This window comes from Streptomyces sp. NPDC058231, from assembly GCF_042882275.1.
Lineage (GTDB): Bacteria > Actinomycetota > Actinomycetes > Streptomycetales > Streptomycetaceae > Streptomyces.
The window spans coordinates 132,757-151,138 of the sequence record NZ_JBHVWN010000010.1; the positions used below are offsets into that span (position 1 = coordinate 132,757).

At 71.4% G+C, this 18,382-nt stretch carries 14 protein-coding genes; 6 read left to right on the plus strand and 8 right to left on the minus strand.

Annotated features, from left to right (window positions below; all coding sequences use genetic code 11):
* Window positions 1-13 precede the first annotated feature (13 nt).
* On the minus strand, window positions 14-1,165 hold the full coding sequence (locus ACFVXE_RS10370) for a Gfo/Idh/MocA family protein (protein ID WP_389670610.1): 1,152 nt from the start codon (window positions 1,163-1,165) through the stop codon (window positions 14-16).
* A gap of 108 nt (window positions 1,166-1,273) precedes the next feature.
* Here ACFVXE_RS10370 and ACFVXE_RS10375 point away from each other — a divergent pair, with 108 nt between their 5' ends.
* Window positions 1,274-2,377: a LacI family DNA-binding transcriptional regulator gene (locus tag ACFVXE_RS10375; RefSeq protein ID WP_389670611.1), complete on the plus strand. Its 1,104-nt coding sequence runs from the start codon at window positions 1,274-1,276 to the stop codon at window positions 2,375-2,377.
* Window positions 2,378-2,545: 168 nt separating this feature from the next.
* Complete coding sequence (locus ACFVXE_RS10380; protein WP_389670612.1) at window positions 2,546-3,334, plus strand: sugar phosphate isomerase/epimerase family protein; 789 nt, start codon at window positions 2,546-2,548, stop codon at window positions 3,332-3,334.
* 10 nt (window positions 3,335-3,344) lie between these two features.
* Here the strand turns inward: ACFVXE_RS10380 and ACFVXE_RS10385 are convergent, their stop codons facing one another.
* Window positions 3,345-4,253: an EamA family transporter gene (locus ACFVXE_RS10385; RefSeq protein WP_389670613.1), complete on the minus strand. Its 909-nt coding sequence runs from the start codon at window positions 4,251-4,253 to the stop codon at window positions 3,345-3,347.
* Window positions 4,254-4,384: 131 nt separating this feature from the next.
* Between ACFVXE_RS10385 and ACFVXE_RS10390 the strand changes: the two genes are divergently transcribed.
* The gene (locus ACFVXE_RS10390; RefSeq protein ID WP_389670614.1) at window positions 4,385-5,293 is read left to right on the plus strand and encodes a LysR substrate-binding domain-containing protein; all 909 of its coding nucleotides are present in this window, start codon (window positions 4,385-4,387) and stop codon (window positions 5,291-5,293) included.
* Between the two features lie 318 nt (window positions 5,294-5,611).
* Window positions 5,612-7,438, plus strand: a complete 1,827-nt coding sequence (locus ACFVXE_RS10395; protein ID WP_389670615.1) for a glycoside hydrolase family 3 protein — start codon at window positions 5,612-5,614, stop codon at window positions 7,436-7,438.
* Window positions 7,439-7,575: 137 nt separating this feature from the next.
* Here ACFVXE_RS10395 and ACFVXE_RS10400 read toward each other — a convergent pair whose 3' ends face one another.
* Together ACFVXE_RS10400 and ACFVXE_RS10405 are read right to left on the minus strand one after the other, a co-directional pair.
* On the minus strand, window positions 7,576-9,066 hold the full coding sequence (locus tag ACFVXE_RS10400; protein ID WP_389670616.1) for a S28 family serine protease: 1,491 nt from the start codon (window positions 9,064-9,066) through the stop codon (window positions 7,576-7,578).
* A 79-nt stretch (window positions 9,067-9,145) separates the two neighbouring features.
* Window positions 9,146-9,511: a hypothetical protein gene (locus tag ACFVXE_RS10405; RefSeq protein WP_389670617.1), complete on the minus strand. Its 366-nt coding sequence runs from the start codon at window positions 9,509-9,511 to the stop codon at window positions 9,146-9,148.
* A gap of 235 nt (window positions 9,512-9,746) precedes the next feature.
* On the opposite strand from ACFVXE_RS10405, the gene ACFVXE_RS10410 reads away from it, so the two are divergent.
* Window positions 9,747-10,232, plus strand: a complete 486-nt coding sequence (locus ACFVXE_RS10410) for a hypothetical protein (protein ID WP_389670618.1) — start codon at window positions 9,747-9,749, stop codon at window positions 10,230-10,232.
* A 26-nt stretch (window positions 10,233-10,258) separates the two neighbouring features.
* Here the strand turns inward: ACFVXE_RS10410 and ACFVXE_RS10415 are convergent, their stop codons facing one another.
* Window positions 10,259-14,011 carry an ABC transporter ATP-binding protein gene (locus ACFVXE_RS10415; RefSeq protein ID WP_389670619.1) on the minus strand — a complete coding sequence of 1,251 codons (3,753 nt, stop codon included), beginning with the start codon at window positions 14,009-14,011 and terminating at the stop codon, window positions 10,259-10,261.
* Between the two features lie 187 nt (window positions 14,012-14,198).
* The gene (locus ACFVXE_RS10420; RefSeq protein WP_389670654.1) at window positions 14,199-15,098 is read right to left on the minus strand and encodes a serine hydrolase; all 900 of its coding nucleotides are present in this window, start codon (window positions 15,096-15,098) and stop codon (window positions 14,199-14,201) included.
* 227 nt (window positions 15,099-15,325) lie between these two features.
* On the opposite strand from ACFVXE_RS10420, the gene ACFVXE_RS10425 reads away from it, so the two are divergent.
* A complete protein-coding gene (locus ACFVXE_RS10425; protein ID WP_389670620.1) occupies window positions 15,326-15,676 on the plus strand; it encodes a hypothetical protein in 351 nt (116 codons plus the stop codon).
* Window positions 15,677-15,703: 27 nt separating this feature from the next.
* Here ACFVXE_RS10425 and ACFVXE_RS10430 read toward each other — a convergent pair whose 3' ends face one another.
* Entirely contained in the window at window positions 15,704-17,389 is a 1,686-nt protein-coding gene (locus ACFVXE_RS10430) for a thiamine pyrophosphate-binding protein (RefSeq protein WP_389670621.1), read from the minus strand.
* Entirely contained in the window at window positions 17,386-18,363 is a 978-nt protein-coding gene (speB, locus tag ACFVXE_RS10435; protein WP_389670622.1) for an agmatinase, read from the minus strand. The genes ACFVXE_RS10430 and speB overlap by 4 nt, the downstream gene beginning before the upstream one ends.
* Window positions 18,364-18,382 lie beyond the last annotated feature (19 nt).

Here is an 18,382-nt window from a genome sequence, read left to right on the forward strand (position 1 = left end):
GGGAGTCGGGTCGTCACGGCGTCAGCTCCGGAACGTCGAGGCGGCGGCCCTCCGCGGAGGACTTGAGACCGAGCTCGGCGAGCTGTACGCCCCGGGCGCCGGCCATCAGGTCCCAGCTGTACGGCTCGTCGAGCACGATGTGCCGCAGGAAGAGCTCCCACTGGGCCTTGAAGCCGTTGTCGAAGACGGCGTTGTCGGGGACTTCCTGCCACTGGTCACGGAACGACTCGGTGACCGGGAGGTCGGGGTTCCAGACCGGCTTGGGGGTGGCGGAGCGGTGCTGGACACGGCAGTTGCGCAGTCCGGCGACGGCGGAGCCGTGCGTTCCGTCGACCTGGAACTCGACGAGCTCGTCGCGGTTGACCCGGACGGCCCAGGAGGAGTTGATCTGGGCGACGGCTCCGCTCGCCAGCTGGAAGATGCCGTAGGCGGCGTCGTCGGCAGTGGCCGCGTACGGCTTGCCCTGCTCGTCCCAGCGCTCCGGGATGTGCGTCGAGACCTGCGCCTGAACGGTCTTGACCTGGCCGAACAGCTCGTGGAGCACATACTCCCAGTGCGGGAACATGTCGACGACGATGCCTCCGCCGTCCTCCGCCCGGTAATTCCACGACGGGCGCTGCGCCTCCTGCCAGTCGCCCTCGAAGACCCAGTACCCGAACTCGCCCCGAACGGAGAGGATCTCGCCGAAGAAGCCGCCGTCGATGAGGCGCTTCAGCTTCAGCAGACCCGGCAGGAAGATCTTGTCCTGGACGACACCGTGCTTGATCCCGGCGTCACGGGCGAGGCGGGCCAGCTCCAGGGCGCCCTCGACGTCCGTGGCGGTGGGCTTCTCGGTGTAGATGTGCTTGCCCGCGGCGATCGCCTTCTTGATCGCCTCGACGCGGGCCGAGGTGACCTGGGCGTCGAAGTAGATGTCGATCGAGTCGTCGGCGAGCACCGCGTCCAGATCGGTCGACCACTCGGTCAGGCCGTGCTGCGCGGCGAGTTCCTCCAGCGCGTGGGCGCGACGTCCGACGAGCACGGGCTCGGGCCACAGCACCTCGCCGCCGCCGAGGTCGAGGCCGCCCTGCTCGCGGATCGCGAGGATCGAGCGCACCAGGTGCTGCCGGTATCCCATGCGACCTGTGACGCCGTTCATGGCGATGCGCACTGTCCTGCGTGTCACGAAGTTCCCCTCCATACAGCTTTAGCAAGCGCTTTCTATGCGGTATGACGCTAGCCTGCCGACAGCGGCCCGGACAAGAGGGCCCGGTCAAAACCCTCGGAGGATGCGATGACAGTCACCCTGGCCGATGTGGCGGCTCGCGCCCGGGTGTCACCCGCCACCGTGTCCCGGGTGCTCAACGGCAACTACCCGGTGGCGGCGTCCACTCGGGAGCGGGTGCTGCGCGCCGTGGACGACCTGGACTACGTGCTGAACGGACAGGCGAGCTCGCTCGCCGCTGCCACGTCCGATCTGGTCGGCGTCCTGGTCAACGACATCGCCGACCCGTTCTTCGGGATCATGGCGGGGGCGGCGCAGACGGAGATCGGCGGGCCGGGCGACGGTTCCGGACGGGCCGGGGGCGAGAAGCTCGCCGTCATCTGCAACACCGGCGGCTCCCCCGAACGCGAACTCACCTACCTCACCCTGCTCCAGCGCCAGCGCGCAGCGGCGGTCGTGCTCACCGGCGGCGCCGTGGAGGACCCGGCGCACCAGGCCGCGATGGCCGCGAAGCTGGCGAAACTCGCGGACGCGGGCACCCGGGTGGTGCTGTGCGGGCGGCCTCCACTGCCGGACGGGGACGCGGTCGTGGCGGCGCTCGCCTTCGACAACCGGGGTGGCGGCCGGCGGCTCACCGAGCACCTGCTCTCGCTGGGCCACCGACGGATCGGCTATGTCGCGGGGCCGGAGGAACGGACCACCACCCGCCACCGGCTGGAGGGTCACCGCGAGGCGATGGCGGCGGCAGGGCTGCACGGGGACGGCGGGACCATGGAGGGGCGCCTCGCGAGCGAGCGCGACGAGGACCGTCTCACCGTGCACGGCCCGTACGACCGGCGTTCCGGTTACGACGCCACTCTCGAACTCCTTCGCCGCGAACCGGAGGTGACGGCGATCGTCGCCGCCAACGACACGGTGGCGCTGGGCGCGTGCGCAGCGATCCGGGACCGCGGCCTCCGTATTCCCGAGGACATCTCCGTAGCCGGCTTCGACGACCTGCCGTTCTCGGTGGACGCGGTGCCGGCGCTGACGACCGTACGGCTGCCGCTGTTCGAGGCGGGGGCGCGCGCGGGACGGCTGGCCATGGGCAAGGAGACCCCGCCGCCGGGAGGCGTCGCGACGATCGCGGCGGAGCTGATGGTGCGGGGGTCCACGGCGGCGCCGCGGAAGTGACACCGGGGCGAGGCCGTCACAGCCGAGGGCATCCGGCGGCCGGCGCCGCCCGCTGATTCCGCCGCCCGGCCGGGGGTACCCGTATCGCGTGCCGTGGGCCGATGATGTGCGGGCCGCTGTCCGGTCCCGTCAGGCGCAGTGGCACGTACCGACGGAAGGAACACGCTCGTGAAGCTCGCTTTCTCGACCCTCGGAGTGCCGGGGATGCCGATGGCAGACGTCATCCGGCTCGCCGTCGACCACGGCTACCAGGGGGTGGAACTGCGCGCCCACGCCGAGGAGCCGGTGCACCCGGGACTCTCCGGACCCGAACGGGGTGAGGTGGCCCAGGAGTTCAAGAGGGGCGGCGTCGAGATCCTGACCGTCGCCGGGTACGTCCGGGTCGCCGCCGAAGGGGAGGACGAGCCGGTGATCGCCGGGCTCGCCGAACTCGTGAAACTGGCCCACGACCTCGGCGCGCAACATGTCCGGGTCTTCCCCGGCGGCGGCTCACTGGATCCCGAGGTGGCCGACGCGAACGCCGCCCGCCGGCTGGCCGCCGCCGCCCCGTACGCCGCCGACCTGGGCGTACGCATCCTCCTGGAGACCCACGACTCGCACCGGGCCGGAGCCGACGTGGCCCGGGTCGCGGGAACGGTCGGGCACCGCCAGGTCGGTGCGCTGTGGGACATCATGCACACCTGGCTGGCGGGCGAGGAACCGGCCGCGACCCATGCGGTGCTCGCCCCGCACCTGGGCTACGTCCAGGTGAAGGACATCGCGTCGGCGCAGGACACACGGCCGCTGGCGCTCGGCGCCGGGGTGCTGCCGCTCGGGGCCTGCCTGGACACCCTGGACGCGGACAGCTGGGTCTGCTGGGAGTACGAGAAGCGCTGGCATCCGGACGCGGCCGAGTTGCCGGGACTGCTGGGCGCAGGACGCGAGCACCTGCTGCGGCTGGGTGCGCCCAAGCAGTAGGCCACCCGGATCAGGCGCTCACCGGCTGCGGTTCCGTGGACTCCGGCGCCACGGGCCGCGGCCTGCGCGCCCCCGCGAGCGACGTCAGCGCCACCCCGCCCACCAGCAGCGCCGCCGCGCACCACCGCAGCGGACTCACCGACTCGCCGAGGAACAACGCGGCCGAGGACATCCCGAAGACCGGCACGAGCAGGGTGAACGGGGCGACGGACGAGGCCGGGTGGTGGCGGAGCAGGAAGCCCCAAGCCCCGAAGCCGAAGACCGTGGTGACCCAGGCCACGTACACGATGATCCCGACCCCGCTCATGTCCAGCGCGGCCAGTGCGTCGGCGTCGCGGTGCGGGCCCTCGAGGAGCAGCGAGAGGCCGAGCAGCGGCAGTACCGGGACGGTCGAGACCCAGACCATGAAGTTGAGGGAGTCGGGCGGGGCGGCCCTGCGGGTGAGGACGTTCGACACACCCCAGCAGGCCGCCGCCACGATCACCAGGACGAACGCGAGCACAGGTCCGCCCGCCCCCTCGTCCACCGCCGCGACCCCGATGCCGGCCAGCGCCGTCACCATGCCCAACACCCTTGTCCTTCCGGGCCGTTCGCCGAGCGTGACCGCCGCGAAGAGAGCCGTGAAGACTGCCTGGACCTGGAGCACGAGGGAGGAGAGACCGGCGGGCATCCCTCGGTCCATGCCGATGAACAGCAGCCCGAACTTCGCCACGCCGAGGACCAGCCCGACGCTCACGATCCATTTCCAGGCGACCTTGGGGCGTCCGACGAAGAAGACCGCGGGGAGCGCCGCGACCAGGAAGCGCAGGGCGGAGAAGAGCAGCGGCGGGAAGTGTCCGAGGCCGAGCTCGATCACGACGAAATTGACACCCCAGACGGCGGCCACAAGGGCGGCCAGGGCGATGTGGAGGGGACGCATGGACCGAGGATCACCCGCCTGCATCATGTAGCACCAGCGCGGATTTCTTCATGGTTGAATTAAGCGTTGCTGATGAATCTGGCAAGGGCCGCGCACCCCGGTGGGGCGGCCTCCGCGTACCGGAGGTTCCGTTGCTCGATCTGTCCCGGCTGCGCGCGCTGCACTCCGTCTCCGTCCACGGCTCGGTCGCCGGCGCCGCCGCGGCGCTCGGCTACACCCCGTCGGCGGTCTCCCAGCAGATCACGAAGTTGGAACGGGAGACCCGCACGACGCTGCTGGAACGGCGCGGCCGAGGTGTCGCGCTCACCGAAGAGGCTCTCCATCTCGTCTCCGCGGCACAGCAGTTGCTGGCGATCGTGGAGCGTGCCGAGACGACTCTGGAGGAGCGCCGGGGGTTGCCGACGGGCCGGCTCTCGATCGGCGCGTTCGCCTCCGCGGCGCGCGGTCTGCTGCCCGCCGTGCTGGCCGGGCTGGACCGCGACCATCCCGCCCTGGACGTCCGGCTGACCGAGGTCGACCCGCATCTGTCGGTCGATCTGGTGGCCAAGGGCGTGATCGATCTGGCGGTCGCGCACGACTGGGACATCGCCCCGCTGCCCGCCCCGGAAGGGGTGGCGCAGGCGGTGATCGGTGACGACCGGTGCGATCTCCTGGTGCCGGAGGGGCATCGCCTCGCCGGGCGGCGCGGGGTGCGGCGCGAGGAACTGGCGAAGGAGCGGTGGATCTGCCAGCCGCCCGGGACGGTCTGCCACGACTGGCTCGTACGGACGCTGCGGGCTGCGGGGTACGAGCCCGACATCCGGCACCAGGCGGAGGAGAACCACACCCAGCTGGCGCTGCTCGCCGCCGGGCTCGGGGTCGCCATGATCCCGCGGCTCGGGCGGGGTCCGCTGCCGGAGGGAGTCGTCGCGGTGCCGCTCGATCCCGTACCGGTACGGCGGCTGTACGCACTGTGGCGTACGGAGGCGGCCCGACGGCCCGCGATCACCGCGGCGGTGGGCGCGCTCCAGGCGCGAGGAGAGGCAGCCGGACTGACCTGAGGGCTGTCGGTCGGGCGTGCTCCGGGTCGGCCCGGTCGGGCGGGCCCGGGGGCGCATGACCATGACGGGCCGGGCGGCCGCCGCAGGGGGGCGGAGCGCGGCGCCGCTCCCGGTTCCTGCCGGGGCGCGGCGGACACCGTCCCGTCCCCGGCGAACCCGATCGGCGGTGTGCCGCGCCCGGCCGCCGGGGCCGACCGGTTTCCGGCAACCCGTTTATCGGGCGGCGCCCTTGACCGGTAGTTACTTTCTGGATATCGGTGACCCTGGGAAGTTTCTTTCATCACCTTCTCCTCACCGAGTACGGCCGAAGGAGCTCACGTGCCCCACCGCACCTCCAGACGCACTCTCCTCACCGCCACCGCCGCGACCGTCGCCGCGGTCGCGACCGGTGCGGCCGCCGCCCCCGGGGCAGCCGCCGCATCCGCTCACTCCTCCGCCACCACCGAGCGCCTCAAGCGGCTCATCTCCCGGATGAGTCCGGAGGAGAAGGTGGGCCAGCTCTTCGTGATGCGGGTGTACGGGCACTCCGCCACCGAGCCCGACCAGGCCGACATCGACGCCAACATGGCCGAGATCGGAGTCCGCACCGCCGCCGACCTGATCGCCAAGTACCACGTCGGCGGCATCATCTACTTCACCTGGGCGCACAACACCCGGGATCCGCACCAGATCGCCGATCTCTCCAACGGCATCCAGCGTGCCGGACTCGCCGGACCCACCCCGCTGCCGCTGCTCATCTCCACCGACCAGGAGCACGGCATCGTCTGCCGTGTCGGTGAACCCGCGACGCTGATGCCGGGCGCGATGGCGCTGGGTGCGGGCGGTTCGCGTCCCGACGCCCGGCGGGCCGGGAAGATCGCGGGCGCCGAACTCGCCGCGATCGGCATCAACCAGAACTACGCCCCGGACTCCGACGTCAACGTCAACCCGGCCAACCCGGTCATCGGCGTACGTTCCTTCGGCGCCGATCCGCAGGCCGTGGCCGCGATGGTCGCAGCCCAGGTGAAGGGGTACCAGAGCGCCGGGATCGCCTCGACGGCCAAGCACTTCCCCGGCCACGGCGACACGAACACCGACAGCCACACCGGTCTGCCGTACATCCACCACACCCGCGCGCAGTGGGCCGAGCTGGACGCCCCGCCGTTCCGGGCCGCGATCGCCGCCGGCATCGACTCGATCATGACCGCGCACATCGTGGTGCCCGCTCTCGACCCGGCCGAGGACCCGGCCACGCTGTCCCGTCCCATCCTCACCGGCATCCTGCGCGAGGAGCTGGGCTACGACGGTGTCGTGGTCACGGACTCGCTCGGCATGGAGGGCGTACGCACGAAGTACGGCGACGAGCGCGTGCCCGTCCTCGCCCTGCAGGCGGGCGTGGACCAGCTGCTGAACCCGCCGGACCTCCACGTCTCCTGGAACGCGCTGCTCGCGGCCGTGAAGAGCGGGGAGATCAGCGAGGCCCGGCTCGATGAATCGATCCTGCGGATCCTGCGGCTGAAGACGAAGCTGGGGCTCTTCGACGATCCGTTCGTCAGCCACCGGGGTGTGGACCGTACCGTCGGCATCCGCTCGCACCTCGACGCCGCCGACCGGTTCGCCGAGCGCACCACGACGCTGCTGGCCGACGACGGTGCGGTGCTGCCGCTGTCCCGCCGCTCCCACCGGAACCTTCTGGTGGTCGGCGCCGATCCGGCGTCCCCCTCCGGCACCACCGGTCCGCCCACCACCACGCTCGCCGCCGCCTTCGGTGAACTGGGTTACGCGGCAACCGCGCTGTCCACCGGCACCGCCCCCTCCCAGGCGAAGATCGCCGAGGCGGTGGCGGCCGCGCGCGGCAAGGACGCGGTGGTCGTGGGGACGTACAACGTCTCCGCGACCAGCTCGCAGCGCACCCTGGTCGGCGCCCTCGTGGCGACCGGTGTCCCGGTGATCACGGTCGCGATCCGGAACCCGTACGACATCGCACAGCTGCCCGCCCACGCGGCGAGCCTTGCCGCGTACTCCTGGACCGACGTCGAACTGCGGGCGGCGGCCCGGGTGATCGCGGGGCGCGCCGAACCGGAAGGCAGGCTGCCGGTTCCGGTGCCGCGGGCGGACGATCCGGCGCAGGTGCTCTACCCGGTCGGCTACGGCCTGAGCTACTAGGTCCATCCGGATCGGGCCCGCACCGCGGAGTTCCGCGGAGTTCCGCGGAGTTCCGTGGAGGAGTGGGCTGCGCGCGCCGTGTCCGTCCGGATGGTCCGGACCCGGCGCCGCACAGCCCACCCGCTTCCGGAGGCTCCCTACGGGCGCAGCGCGGGGCCCTGCCTGCGCTCGCTGGTCACGTCCCGCTTGTCGAGGCGCGCGTCGTACGGGGCGAGCGGCTTCGCCTTCGCCGGGTCCGACTGGACGGCGGCCGGGGCGACGCCCGCCCAGCGCAGGATGTCGGCGGTGGCCCCGGCGTTCTCGTCGGCGGCGAGGCCGGCCACGTTGGATCCATGGTTGCCGCCGGCCACGGTGTAGACATGGCTGTCGTGGGCGCCCCTGCCCAGCCGGAAGCGCTCCGCGCCCCACGGGTCGTTCTCCCCGTACACCCACATCATGTGGTCGGCGTGGTGCTGCACCCAGTGGTCGACGTCCCGCATCACCGACGGCTGGAACTTCATCGGGATGGACCGTGGCACGAAGTTGCGCGGCGGCTGGTACCCGTACCGGCTGAGCTTGCCGAGCCACGGCTGCTCGATGTCGGGCGAGCCGAGCTGGGTGCCCGCCTGGTAGTAGTACGGCGTGTACGTGGACAGGCCCTGGTCCGCGTAGGCGGAGAAGCCCGAGATGGTGTCGATCGAGTCCCAGATCGCCTGGTCGGGGGCGGACTCGGCGTCGGCCGGAATGGTGTCGCAGTCGGCGAGGAGGCTGTACTGCCAGTACGCCCAGACGTAGTCCATGACGACGGCTTCGTACGCCTTGTCGAGCGATCCGACGGTGTTGAAGGTGTAGCCGTTCATGTCGGCGTACTCCTTGTACTTCTTCTCCAGCGGTTCGCGGCGGACCAGCGCCTCGCGCTGCACGCCCTCCAGCCGGTCGCGGCACTCCTTGGTGCCGACGTGCTCGAAGAACCGGTCGTACGCCGAGTCCTCCTTGTTGACCACGTCGTTGGGGGCGACGTACGCGACGACGCCGTCCATGTCCTTCGGGTAGAAGCGCTCGAAGTACGTGGCGGTCATACCGCCCTTGGAACCGCCGGTGGCCAGCCAGTTCTTGGAGTAGATCCGCTTCAGCGCGGTGTAGACGCGATGCTGGTCGCTGGCGGCCTGCCAGATGTCGAGCTTCGACCAGTCGGCGGGCGCCGGGCGGGAGGGGGTGAAGAAGCGGTACTCCAGCGAGACCTGGTTGCCGTCGACGATCCGGGTCGGCTCGGAGCGGCTGGGGTTCGTGGAGACGTTGTAGCCGCTGGTGTAGAAGACCGTCGGGCGGGAGGTGTCCTTGTGCAGCAGGGTGATGCGCTGCTGGAACGTTCCCTTGGACGGGTGCCGGTGGTCGATCGGCTGGGTGTAGTTGAGGACGAAGTAGCGGTAGCCCGCGTACGGCTTCTCCTCGATCAGACTCATTCCCGGGATGGCCAGGATGCGGTCCTTGATGTCCGTGCTCGTACCGCTCTCGCCGCCTGCGGCGGCCTGGGCCGAGTCCCGGGCGGCCGGTTCCGCGGCGGTGGCCGCGCCGACCGAGGCGCCGGTCGCCCCGACTGTGCCTATGAGCACCGCGAGCGACAGGAATCCTCTGAGCACCTTGCTCATACACCCTCCCCTGATTCACGACATTGGTCGTGAACCTAGCGGGGCAACACCGGTCCCGCCAGACCCACCTGTCGCACAGTCAGCAGAGGATCCAGCCCGTGGACGCCGTCTTTCCCTCGATCGAGCCCGCGGCCCGGACACACCGGTTCAGCGCGTGCACCGTCACCGGCCCGGCCTGTTTGGTGTACTTGCCGCTGTCGGTGACCGGCGCGCCGCCGCGCGCCTGGAGCTGCACGGACATCTGCCGCCGCCTGCCCGGCTTCTTGGCGACCGCGAGCACGCAGGCGTAGGAACGGCTCCGGTAGACGCGCAGCTCACCGGTGGCGAAGCCGATCGTCCTCGCCGGCCGCCCGGTGCACGGCGACGCGGCGTCGGCGGGGCCCGCCCCGGGGCTGCCGACCACCAGGCCCACGGCGCTCGTCAGCACCAGGATGAAGGCGGGCACAAGCGCCCGACGACCTCTGCCCCGCCCGGCGCTTCGCACGGCCACGCCCCCTCTGTTCCCCAGCAGTTCCCTCACCCCATCGAACACTCTTGCCCCAGCCGAGCACACGAACGTACATGCGTACGACGCGAAGGGCCATCCGAAGGTTGCACGCGGCGCGCTGGGCTTCTCCAGCAACCGAATCGCCCCAACATGGGTCCAACGGGGCAGAGTCATACGAAAGGCAGGAACTGCCATGATCCAATTCGGCAATGCGTCACGTCCGCGCGGGCGCCGCACCATCGGCCGCGCGCTCCTCATGACTGCTCTCCTCGCGGCCGCCCCGATGGTCCCGGCCGCCGCCGCGCCGCAGGCTCCGGCACCCACGGCGCAGGTGCGCAGCACCGTCCCGGCCTATCAGCAGGTCGCTCATTTCTACGGCGCCTACATCGACGCGGTCACGGTCGAGGGCGGTGGCAAACTCGCCACCGCTCTCCGCTCGTTCTATCTCACGCCCGGACTCCGCTCCCAGTTGCGCACCTGGGAGGCGCGCAACCACGCGGACGGCGTGCTGCGCGCCCAGAACACGCCGCTCGCCTTCAGGGTCACCGCCGGCGACAGCGGTGCGGGTCACACATGGTCGAAGGTGCGGCTGACCTGGAGCGGCGGCAAGCACCCCACGTACTCCAACCTCACCGTGCAGTCGGACCTGCAGACCGGGAAGATCTCCGGCATCCGCTAGTGCTGTGACCGGCGGGGCCGTGCGGATCAGACCCCCGCGCGCTCGTCCTCCCCTATGAAGGTGCGCCACAGCACGGCGTAATGACCGTCCTCGGCGAGGAGTTCGTCGTGCGTGCCGTCCTCGACGACCCGGCCGTGGTCCATCACCACGACCCGGTCGGCGCGGGCGGCCGTGGTCAGCCGGTGGGCGACGACAAGGGTGGTGCGCCGCCCGGTGAGCCGGTCCGTCGCCTGGTTGACCAGGGCCTCGCTGGCGAGGTCCAGGGAAGCGGTCGCCTCGTCGAGCAGCAGGACGTCCGGATCGACGAGTTCGGCGCGGGCGAGCGCGATCAGCTGGCGCTGGCCGGCCGAGAGGTTGCGGCCCCGCTCGGCGACCTCGTACAGATAGCCGCCGTCCAGCGTGGCGATCATGTCGTGTGCGCCGACCGCCCGGGCCGCCGCCTCCACCTGCGCGTCGGAGGCGTCCGGCCGCCCGTAGGCGATGGCGTCGCGGAGCGTACCGGCGAAGAGGTACGCCTCCTGCGGCACGACTCCGAGGCGGTGCCGGTACGCGGTGAGGTCGAGACTGCGCAGGTCGGTGCCGTCCGCCGTGACCCGGCCGCCCGTCGGGTCGTAGAACCGGGCGACGAGCTTGACGAGGGTGGACTTGCCGGCGCCGGTCTCACCCACGAACGCGACGGTCTGACCGGCCGGGATCCGCAGGTTGACGCCGGTGAGGGCCTCCTCCTTCTCGTCGCCGGAGCCGTATGCGAAGGACACGTCCTCGAACGCGATCTCGCCGCGCAGCGACAGCACGTCCAGCGGCTCCTCGGAGCCGACGGTGGACGCCGGTTCCCGGAGGAGCTCCTGGATGCGGCCGAGCGACACCGTGGCCTGCTGATATCCGTCGAAGACCTGCGAGAGCTGCTGCACCGGGGCGAAGAACAGGTCGATGTACAGGAGATACGCGACGAGGGCACCGGTGGTGAGGGTGCCGTTGTCGACCCGGCCCGCGCCGACGATCAGTACGGCGGCCGCGGCCACCGACGAGAGCAGCTGCACGAACGGGAAGTAGACCGATATCAGCCACTGCCCGCGGACCCGGGCCTCGCGGTAGTGGTCGCTGCGGTCGGCGAACCGTTCGGCACCGTCCTTCTCGCGGCGGAACGCCTGCACGATCCGGAGCCCGGAGACGGACTCCTGGAGGTCGGCGTTGACGACGCTGATCCGCTCACGGGCCAGCTCGTACGCCTTGACGCTCCTGCGGCGGAAGAAGAACGTGCCGACGATCAGTGCGGGAAGGGTCGCGAAGACGACGAGGGCCAGCTGGACGTCGAGGACGAGCAGCACGCCCATGATGCCGAAGAACGTGACGACGGAGACGAACGCCGTGACCAGACCGGTCTGCAGGAACGTGGACAGCGCGTCCACGTCCGTCGTCATCCGGGTCATGATGCGTCCGGTCAGCTCACGCTCGTAGTAGTCGAGGCCGAGCCGCTGGAGCTGCGCGAAGATCTTCAGACGGAGCGAGTAGAGCACCCGCTCGCCGGTGCGGCCGGTCATCCGGGTCTCGCCGATCTGCGCCGCCCACTGCACCACGACGACGAGCAGGGCGAGCCCGGACGCCGCCCACACCGCGCCGAGCGCCATCCGGGTGACACCCTCGTCGATGCCGTGCCGGATCAGCACCGGCAGCACCAGGCTCATGCCCGCGTCGACGGCGACGAGAGCAAGGCTCACCAGCAGCGGAAGCCCGAATCCGTGCAGCAGCCGGCGCAGCCCGTAGGCCTCCTCGGACCGCACGGCGCGCGCCTCGTCGATGTCGGGGACGTCGGTGGCCGGGGGCAGCGCCTCGACCTGGGCGAGCAGCTCGGGAGTGGCGGGCATACCCGCGGCGTCGATGTCGCGGGGCTCCTCCTTGCGGACCCAGAGGCCGGGGCTGATGCCGCGCTCGGCGTCGAAATCGGCCTCCAGCTCCTCCTGGATCGCCCGGTCGTCGTCGACGGCCGTGTCGGACCTGACCGGCTGGTGGCCCGGGGAGGTGCCGCCGAGTTCGTCCGGGTCGGTGAGCAGCCGCCGGTAGAGGGCCGAGCGGCGCTCCAGCTCCTCGTGCGTGCCGATGTCGGCGAGCCTGCCCTGCTCCAGGACCGCGATCCGGTCGGCCAGAGCGAGGGTGGAACGGCGGTGGGCGATCAGCAGGGTCGTACGCCCCGCCATGACCTGTGCGAGCGCCTCGTGGATCTCGTGCTCGACGCGCGCGTCGACGGCGGAGGTGGCGTCGTCGAGGAGGAGGAGCCGGGGGTCGGTGAGGATGGCACGGGCGAGCGCGAGGCGCTGGCGCTGACCGCCGGAGAGGGTGAGCCCGTGCTCGCCGACCTTGGTGTCGTAGCCGCGCGGCAGGTCGGCGATGAACCGGTCCGCCTGGGCGGCACGGGCGGCCTGCTCGATCTGTTCCTGGGTGGCGTCCGGGCGCCCGTAGGCGAGGTTGGCGCGGACGGTGTCGGAGAACAGGAAGCTGTCCTCCGGTACGAGACCGATCGCGGCCCGCAGGGATTCGTGGGTGAGCTCGCGGACGTCGTGGCCGCCGACCAGGACCGCGCCGTGCGCCACGTCGTAGAAGCGGGGCAGCAGCAGGGAGACGGTGGACTTCCCGCTGCCGGAGGCTCCGACGAGGGCGACGGTCTCGCCGGGCTCGATGGTGAGCGAGAAGCCGTCGAGGACCGGTCGCTCCGGGTCGTAGCCGAACCGCACGTCGTCGAACTCGACGCTCGCGGGGGCGTCGGCGGGGAGCTCCAGCGCGCCGTCCCGCATGGTCGGCTCGGTGTCGATCAGCTCGATGACGCGCTCCACCCCTGCCCGGGCCTGCTGCCCGACGGTGAGGACCATGGCGAGCATCCGGACCGGTCCGACGAGCTGCGCGAGGTAGGTCGAGAAGGCGACGAACGTGCCGAGGGTGATCTCGCCGCGGGTGGCGAGCCAGCCACCGAGCGCCAGCATCGCGACCTGGCCGAGCGCGGGGACGGCCTGGAGCGCGGGGGTGTACCGGGAGTTCAGCCGGATCGTGCGCAGCCGCCCGGCGAACAGCTTCCGCCCGACCTCGCGCAGCTTGCCGGTCTCCTGCTCCTCCTGCCCGAACCCCTTGACGACCCGGACCCCGGAGACGGCCCCGTCGACCACTCCGGCGACGGCGGCGGCCTGCCCCTGGGCGTACCAGGTGGCGGGGAAGAGCCGGGCGCGGGAGCGGCGGGCGATGAACCAGAGCGCCGGGGCGACGGCGACCGCGACGAGCGTCAGCAGCGGCGAGAGCCACGCCATGATCACCAGGGAGATGAGGAAGAGCAGTATGTTCCCGATCGTCATCGGGAGCATGAAGAGCAGCCCCTGGATCAGCTGCAGGTCGCTGGTGGCGCGCCCGATGACCTGCCCGGTGGACAGCTCGTCCTGGCGCCTGCCGTCGAGCCGGGCCAGGGTCCGGTACATCCCGGTCCGCAGATCGTGCTGCACGTCGAGGGCGAGCCGGCCGCCGTAGTAGCGGCGGATGTACGTCGATACGTACACCAGCAGCGCGGCGCCGACGAGGAGCCCGGTCCAGACGCCGAGGGACCGGGTGTGGTCGACGACCACATCGTCGATGATCACCTTGGTGATCAGCGGGACGAGCGCCATCACGGCCATCCCGGCGATCGACGAACCGAGCGCCAGCAGCACATTGCGCCGGTAACGCCATGCGTAATGGGCCAGCCGCCGCGCCCATCCCTGCTGTGCTGCGTCCGTGCCCGCGTCCGTGCCCGCGTCCGCCACCGGTGCCTCCCGTTCGACCTGATCTACCGGAAGGCACCAACGCGATCAGCTGCGGATTTCATCCCGCTGTCACAAAGACAGTCCCTTCGGCGGAGGACCCGGGTACGTCTTACGGCGGAGCGCGAACAGGGGCGGGGGCGCGCCCCTGGGGCTGCCCCGTGATCCCCTGCGGGCCTTGCCGGGGTCCTCAGGACCGGGCCGGGGCCGTCACCATCGGGACGGCGGATGCCTCCGGCACCGCCGGGACCGCCTCCTGCGGCTTCGCCGGCGGGGCGACCGCCGTCTTCGCCGCGGTGGCCGGGTTCAGATCCTTGTGGATGGCGCGGGCGACGGCCTGGATGGTGTTGATGCCGTCGTTCATCGTCTTGTTGTCCTGGGTGAGCACGGTGATCCCGTAGTCGTGCCCCTTGCCGGTGAAGGCGCCGATGCTGTGCACCCGCCAGCCGTGCGTGGCGCGCGGCAGCCAGCCGTTCTTGACCTGCACGGTCACCCCGGCCGGGGCGCCGGCGGGCGTTCCCCAGCGCTGTGAGGAGATGACCTTGTGCATCAGACCGAGTTCGTACGCACGCGAGTTGTCGCTGAGCACGGAGTTCGTGGCGGTCAGCAGCTTGAGCAGCCTGAGCTCGTCCTGCGCCGTGATCCGGGTCAGTCCCCAGTAGCCGCCGGAACCGGGCACGGTGTGCGTCATGCCCGCGGCCTTCAGGAACGCCTTCACCTTGGTCACGCCGAGCTGCTTCCACAGGCTGGTGGTCGCGTCGTTGTCGGACTTGGTGATCATGGCGGTGGCGAGGTTGACCTCACGCTGCGTGAGGTAGCGGTTGTGCTTCTTGTTGTCCCAGAGCAGCGTCGCGAGGACGGTCGCCTTCACCACGCTCGCGGAGTCGTACGCGCTGGTGGACCGCATCGTGCACGACGTGCCGGTGGTCCGGTCGTAGAGCGCGATCGCCGTGGTCGACGTGCGCCCCTTGAGAGCGGCCGCGATGTCCTTCGACAGTTTGGCGGCGAGTCCCGCCTTGCCTGAGGTACAGCTCACGGCCGGTGTCGCGGCAGTGGCGGGTGTGGCCGCGAGAGTCACGGGCGCGAGCATGCCCGCGGCGAGCGCGACGGAGAGCGCGGTGCGCGCGCGGCCGGATATACGAGGCTGGTCCGTCATGAGGAGTGTCCCCCCTGAGTCATCTGTACGGTGCGTCCCCTGCGCACCTGTCAGGGATGACTCGCGGACGGCCGAATAGTTGTACGCCGCGCCGGGCCGTAGTTCCCGGTCCGGAAGACCGGGTAGCAATGCCTTCTGTCGGAGTGGACCGGGGAGAGAGCATGCCGAACGACGCCTATCGCTGTGGGCAGCTGTACGCGGCCCTGGAAGCGCTTCAGAGTCTCGCGGACGTGGAGTCCCGGTCCCTGTCGCATCCGGAGTCGAGACAGAAGGCCGCCAGACAGCCCCTCACCCATATGAAGCTGCGCCTGTGGACGGCCGGGAAGTACCTGGAATTCGCCTGGCGGCGGGGCCGAGGCCCGGCGGCCGGCGCGGTCTTCCGGTCGATCCCGGAGCTGATGCCCCCGGGCAGGGAGCTGCCGGGCACTCTCTCCGCGGACGGGCAGAAGGAGTTCGAGCGGGGCCGGCAGGCGCAGGTGGAAGCGATCGGGAAGGCGTCCGTCGATCGCTGAACCACCTGCGCACCACCGGACCGTTACCTACAGGTGCGTCGGCTCGAACATCCTCAGCAGTGCCGGGAGCACGACCACCGAGGGGCCGGGTTCCGCGAGGGACTTCGCCAGGTCGTCGGCGAGCGTCTCGGGGGTCGTACGGACCGCCGGGACACCGAACGACTCGGCGAGGGCGACGAAGTCCGGGCGGGACAGTTCCGTCGCCGTGGCCTCTCCGAACGCGCCCGTCATGTACTCGCGCAGAATGCCGTAGCCGCCGTCGTCGACGATCAGCCAGGTGACCGGCAGGTCGTATTGGCGGGCGGTGGCCAGTTCCGCGATGGAGTACATCGCGCCGCCGTCGCCGGAGACCGCGAGGACCGGCCTCGTCCGGTCGGCGGCCGCCGCGCCGAGCGCCGCCGGGAAGCCGTAGCCGAGGCCGCCCGCGCCCTGCGCCGAGTGCATGGTGTTGGGGTGACGGGCGTCGAAGGCGGACCAGGCCCAGTAGGCGAGGATCGTCATGTCCCAGAAGCTCGGGGACGTGTCGGGCAGCGCCTCGCGGACCGAGGCGACCAGCTGCTGTTCCAGGGTGAGGCCCTGGCCGTCGATCCGGGTGCGTACCGCGTCGAGCACCGTGCGCACACGGTCCGCCGCCGCCTCGTCCTCGCGGCGGTCGACCGCGTCGAGGAGGTCGGCGAGGGCCTCGCGGGCGTCGGCGTGGATGCCGAGCGCGGGGTGGTTGGACTCCAGCTTCCCGGCGTCCGCCTCGATCTGGACGACCCGGCCGCGCGGCTTGAACGTGTGGTAGTTCGAGGAGAGTTCGCCGAGCCCGGAGCCGACGACGAGCAGGACGTCGGCCGCTTCGAGGAAGTCCGTCGTGTGACGGTCCTCCAGCCAGGACTGGAGGGACAGGGGGTGTTCCCACGGGAACGCGCCCTTGCCGCCGAAGGTGGTGACGACCGGGGCGTCGAGCTTCTCCGCGAGCGCGAGCAGCTTGCCGGACGCGTCGGAGCGCACGACTCCGCCGCCCGCGATGATCGCCGGGCGTTCGGCGTTCGACAGCAGGTGCGCTGCCACGGCCGTCAGTTCGGGGCGGGGATGCAGGACGGGCGGGGTGGCGTCCATCGCCGTGACGACGGGGAGCGTGGTCTCGGCGAGGAGCACGTCCTGCGGGATCTCGATCCAGACCGGGCCGTGCGGGGCCGTCAGCGCGGACTCCCAGGCGGCGGCGATCGCGGACGGGATCTGCGACGCCGTGCGGACCGTGTGGACCGACTTCACGATGTCGCGGAACGACGCCTTCTGGTCCCGGAGTTCGTGCAGGTAGCCGTGGCGGCCGCCGCCCAGACCCGCGGTCGGGATCTGGCTGGAGATGGCCAGCACGGGGGCCGAGGCGGACGCCGCCTCCTGGAGCGCGGCGAGGGAGGTGAGCGCGCCCGGCCCGGTGGAGAGCAGCAGGGGCGCCACTTCACCGGTGATCCGGCCGTACGCGTCGGCGGCGAAGCCGGCGTTGTTCTCCACGCGCAGCCCGACGTACGAGAGGGAGGAGCGGCGCAGCGCGTCGAACATGCCGAGCGCGTGCTGCCCCGGCAGGCCGAAGACGGTGGTCGCGCCGAGGCCCTGGAGGGTCTCGACGACGAGATCGCCGCCGTTGCGCCCGGCGGGCGGGTTCAGTGCGGCCGCGATCTGCTCGGAGGTGAGCTGCGGGCGCTCGTCGTGGTGGTCGTGAGTCACTTGGCCTGAGTCCCCTTCGCCGCCGCGATCTGGCGGGACATGATCGTCGTGAGTTCGTACGCGGTGTGCGAGGCGGCGACGGCCGTGATCTCCGCGTGGTCGTACGCGGGAGCGACCTCGACCAGGTCGGCGGAGACCAGGTGGCACGAGGACAGGCCGCGGACGATCTCCAGCAGCTCGCGGGAGGTGAGGCCGCCGGCCTCCGGCGTGCCGGTGCCGGGCGCGTGCGCCGGGTCCAGGACGTCGATGTCGATGGAGATGTACAGCGGACGGTCGCCGATGCGCTGGCGCAGCTGGTCGGTGATCTCGTCGACACCGCGGCGCATGACGTCGGCGGAGGTGACGATGCCGAAGCCCAGCTTGGCGTCGTCGTCGAGGTCCTGCTTGCCGTACAGCGGGCCGCGGGTGCCGACGTGGGAGAGAGCGGACGTGTCGAGGATGCCCTCCTCCACGGCGCGGCGGAACGGCGTGCCGTGGGTGTACTCGGCGCCGAAGTAGGTGTCCCACGTGTCGAGGTGGGCGTCGAAGTGGAGCAGCGCGACCGGGCCGTGCTTCTTCGCGACGGAACGCAGCAGCGGAAGCGCGATGGTGTGGTCGCCGCCGAGCGTCATCATGCGGGCGCCGGTGCCGAGAAGGTCGTCGGCCGCGGCCTCGATCGTCTCCACGGCCTCGTTGATGTTGAACGGGTTGGCGGCGATGTCACCGGCGTCGGCGACCTGCGCGAGGGCGAACGGGGAGGCGTCCTGCGCCGGGTTGTACGGGCGCAGCAGGCGCGACGCCTCACGGATGGCGTTGCCGCCGAAGCGGGCGCCGGGGCGGTACGACACACCCGTGTCGAAGGGCACACCGACGACGGCGACGTCGGCCGTGCCGACCTCGTCGAGCCGGGGCAGCCGCGCAAACGTCGCGGGCCCGGCGTACCGCGGGACGCGGGAGGAGTCGACGGGGCCGCGCGGCGTTTCGTTGCTGCTCATGTGGGGTGCCTTCCTGAGG

Bases quoted from the DNA above. Each gene is read 5' to 3' on its own strand.
- ACFVXE_RS10375 (WP_389670611.1), top strand. From the start codon at position 1,274: ATGACAGTCACCCTGGCCGATGTGGCGGCTCGCGCCCGGGTGTCACCC.
- ACFVXE_RS10385 (WP_389670613.1), bottom strand. From the start codon at position 4,253: ATGCGTCCCCTCCACATCGCCCTGGCCGCCCTTGTGGCCGCCGTCTGG.
- ACFVXE_RS10400 (WP_389670616.1), bottom strand. From the start codon at position 9,066: ATGAGCAAGGTGCTCAGAGGATTCCTGTCGCTCGCGGTGCTCATAGGC.
- ACFVXE_RS10410 (WP_389670618.1), top strand. From the start codon at position 9,747: ATGATCCAATTCGGCAATGCGTCACGTCCGCGCGGGCGCCGCACCATC.
- ACFVXE_RS10420 (WP_389670654.1), bottom strand. From the start codon at position 15,098: ATGCTCGCGCCCGTGACTCTCGCGGCCACACCCGCCACTGCCGCGACA.
- ACFVXE_RS10425 (WP_389670620.1), top strand. From the start codon at position 15,326: ATGCCGAACGACGCCTATCGCTGTGGGCAGCTGTACGCGGCCCTGGAA.
- speB (WP_389670622.1), bottom strand. From the start codon at position 18,363: ATGAGCAGCAACGAAACGCCGCGCGGCCCCGTCGACTCCTCCCGCGTC.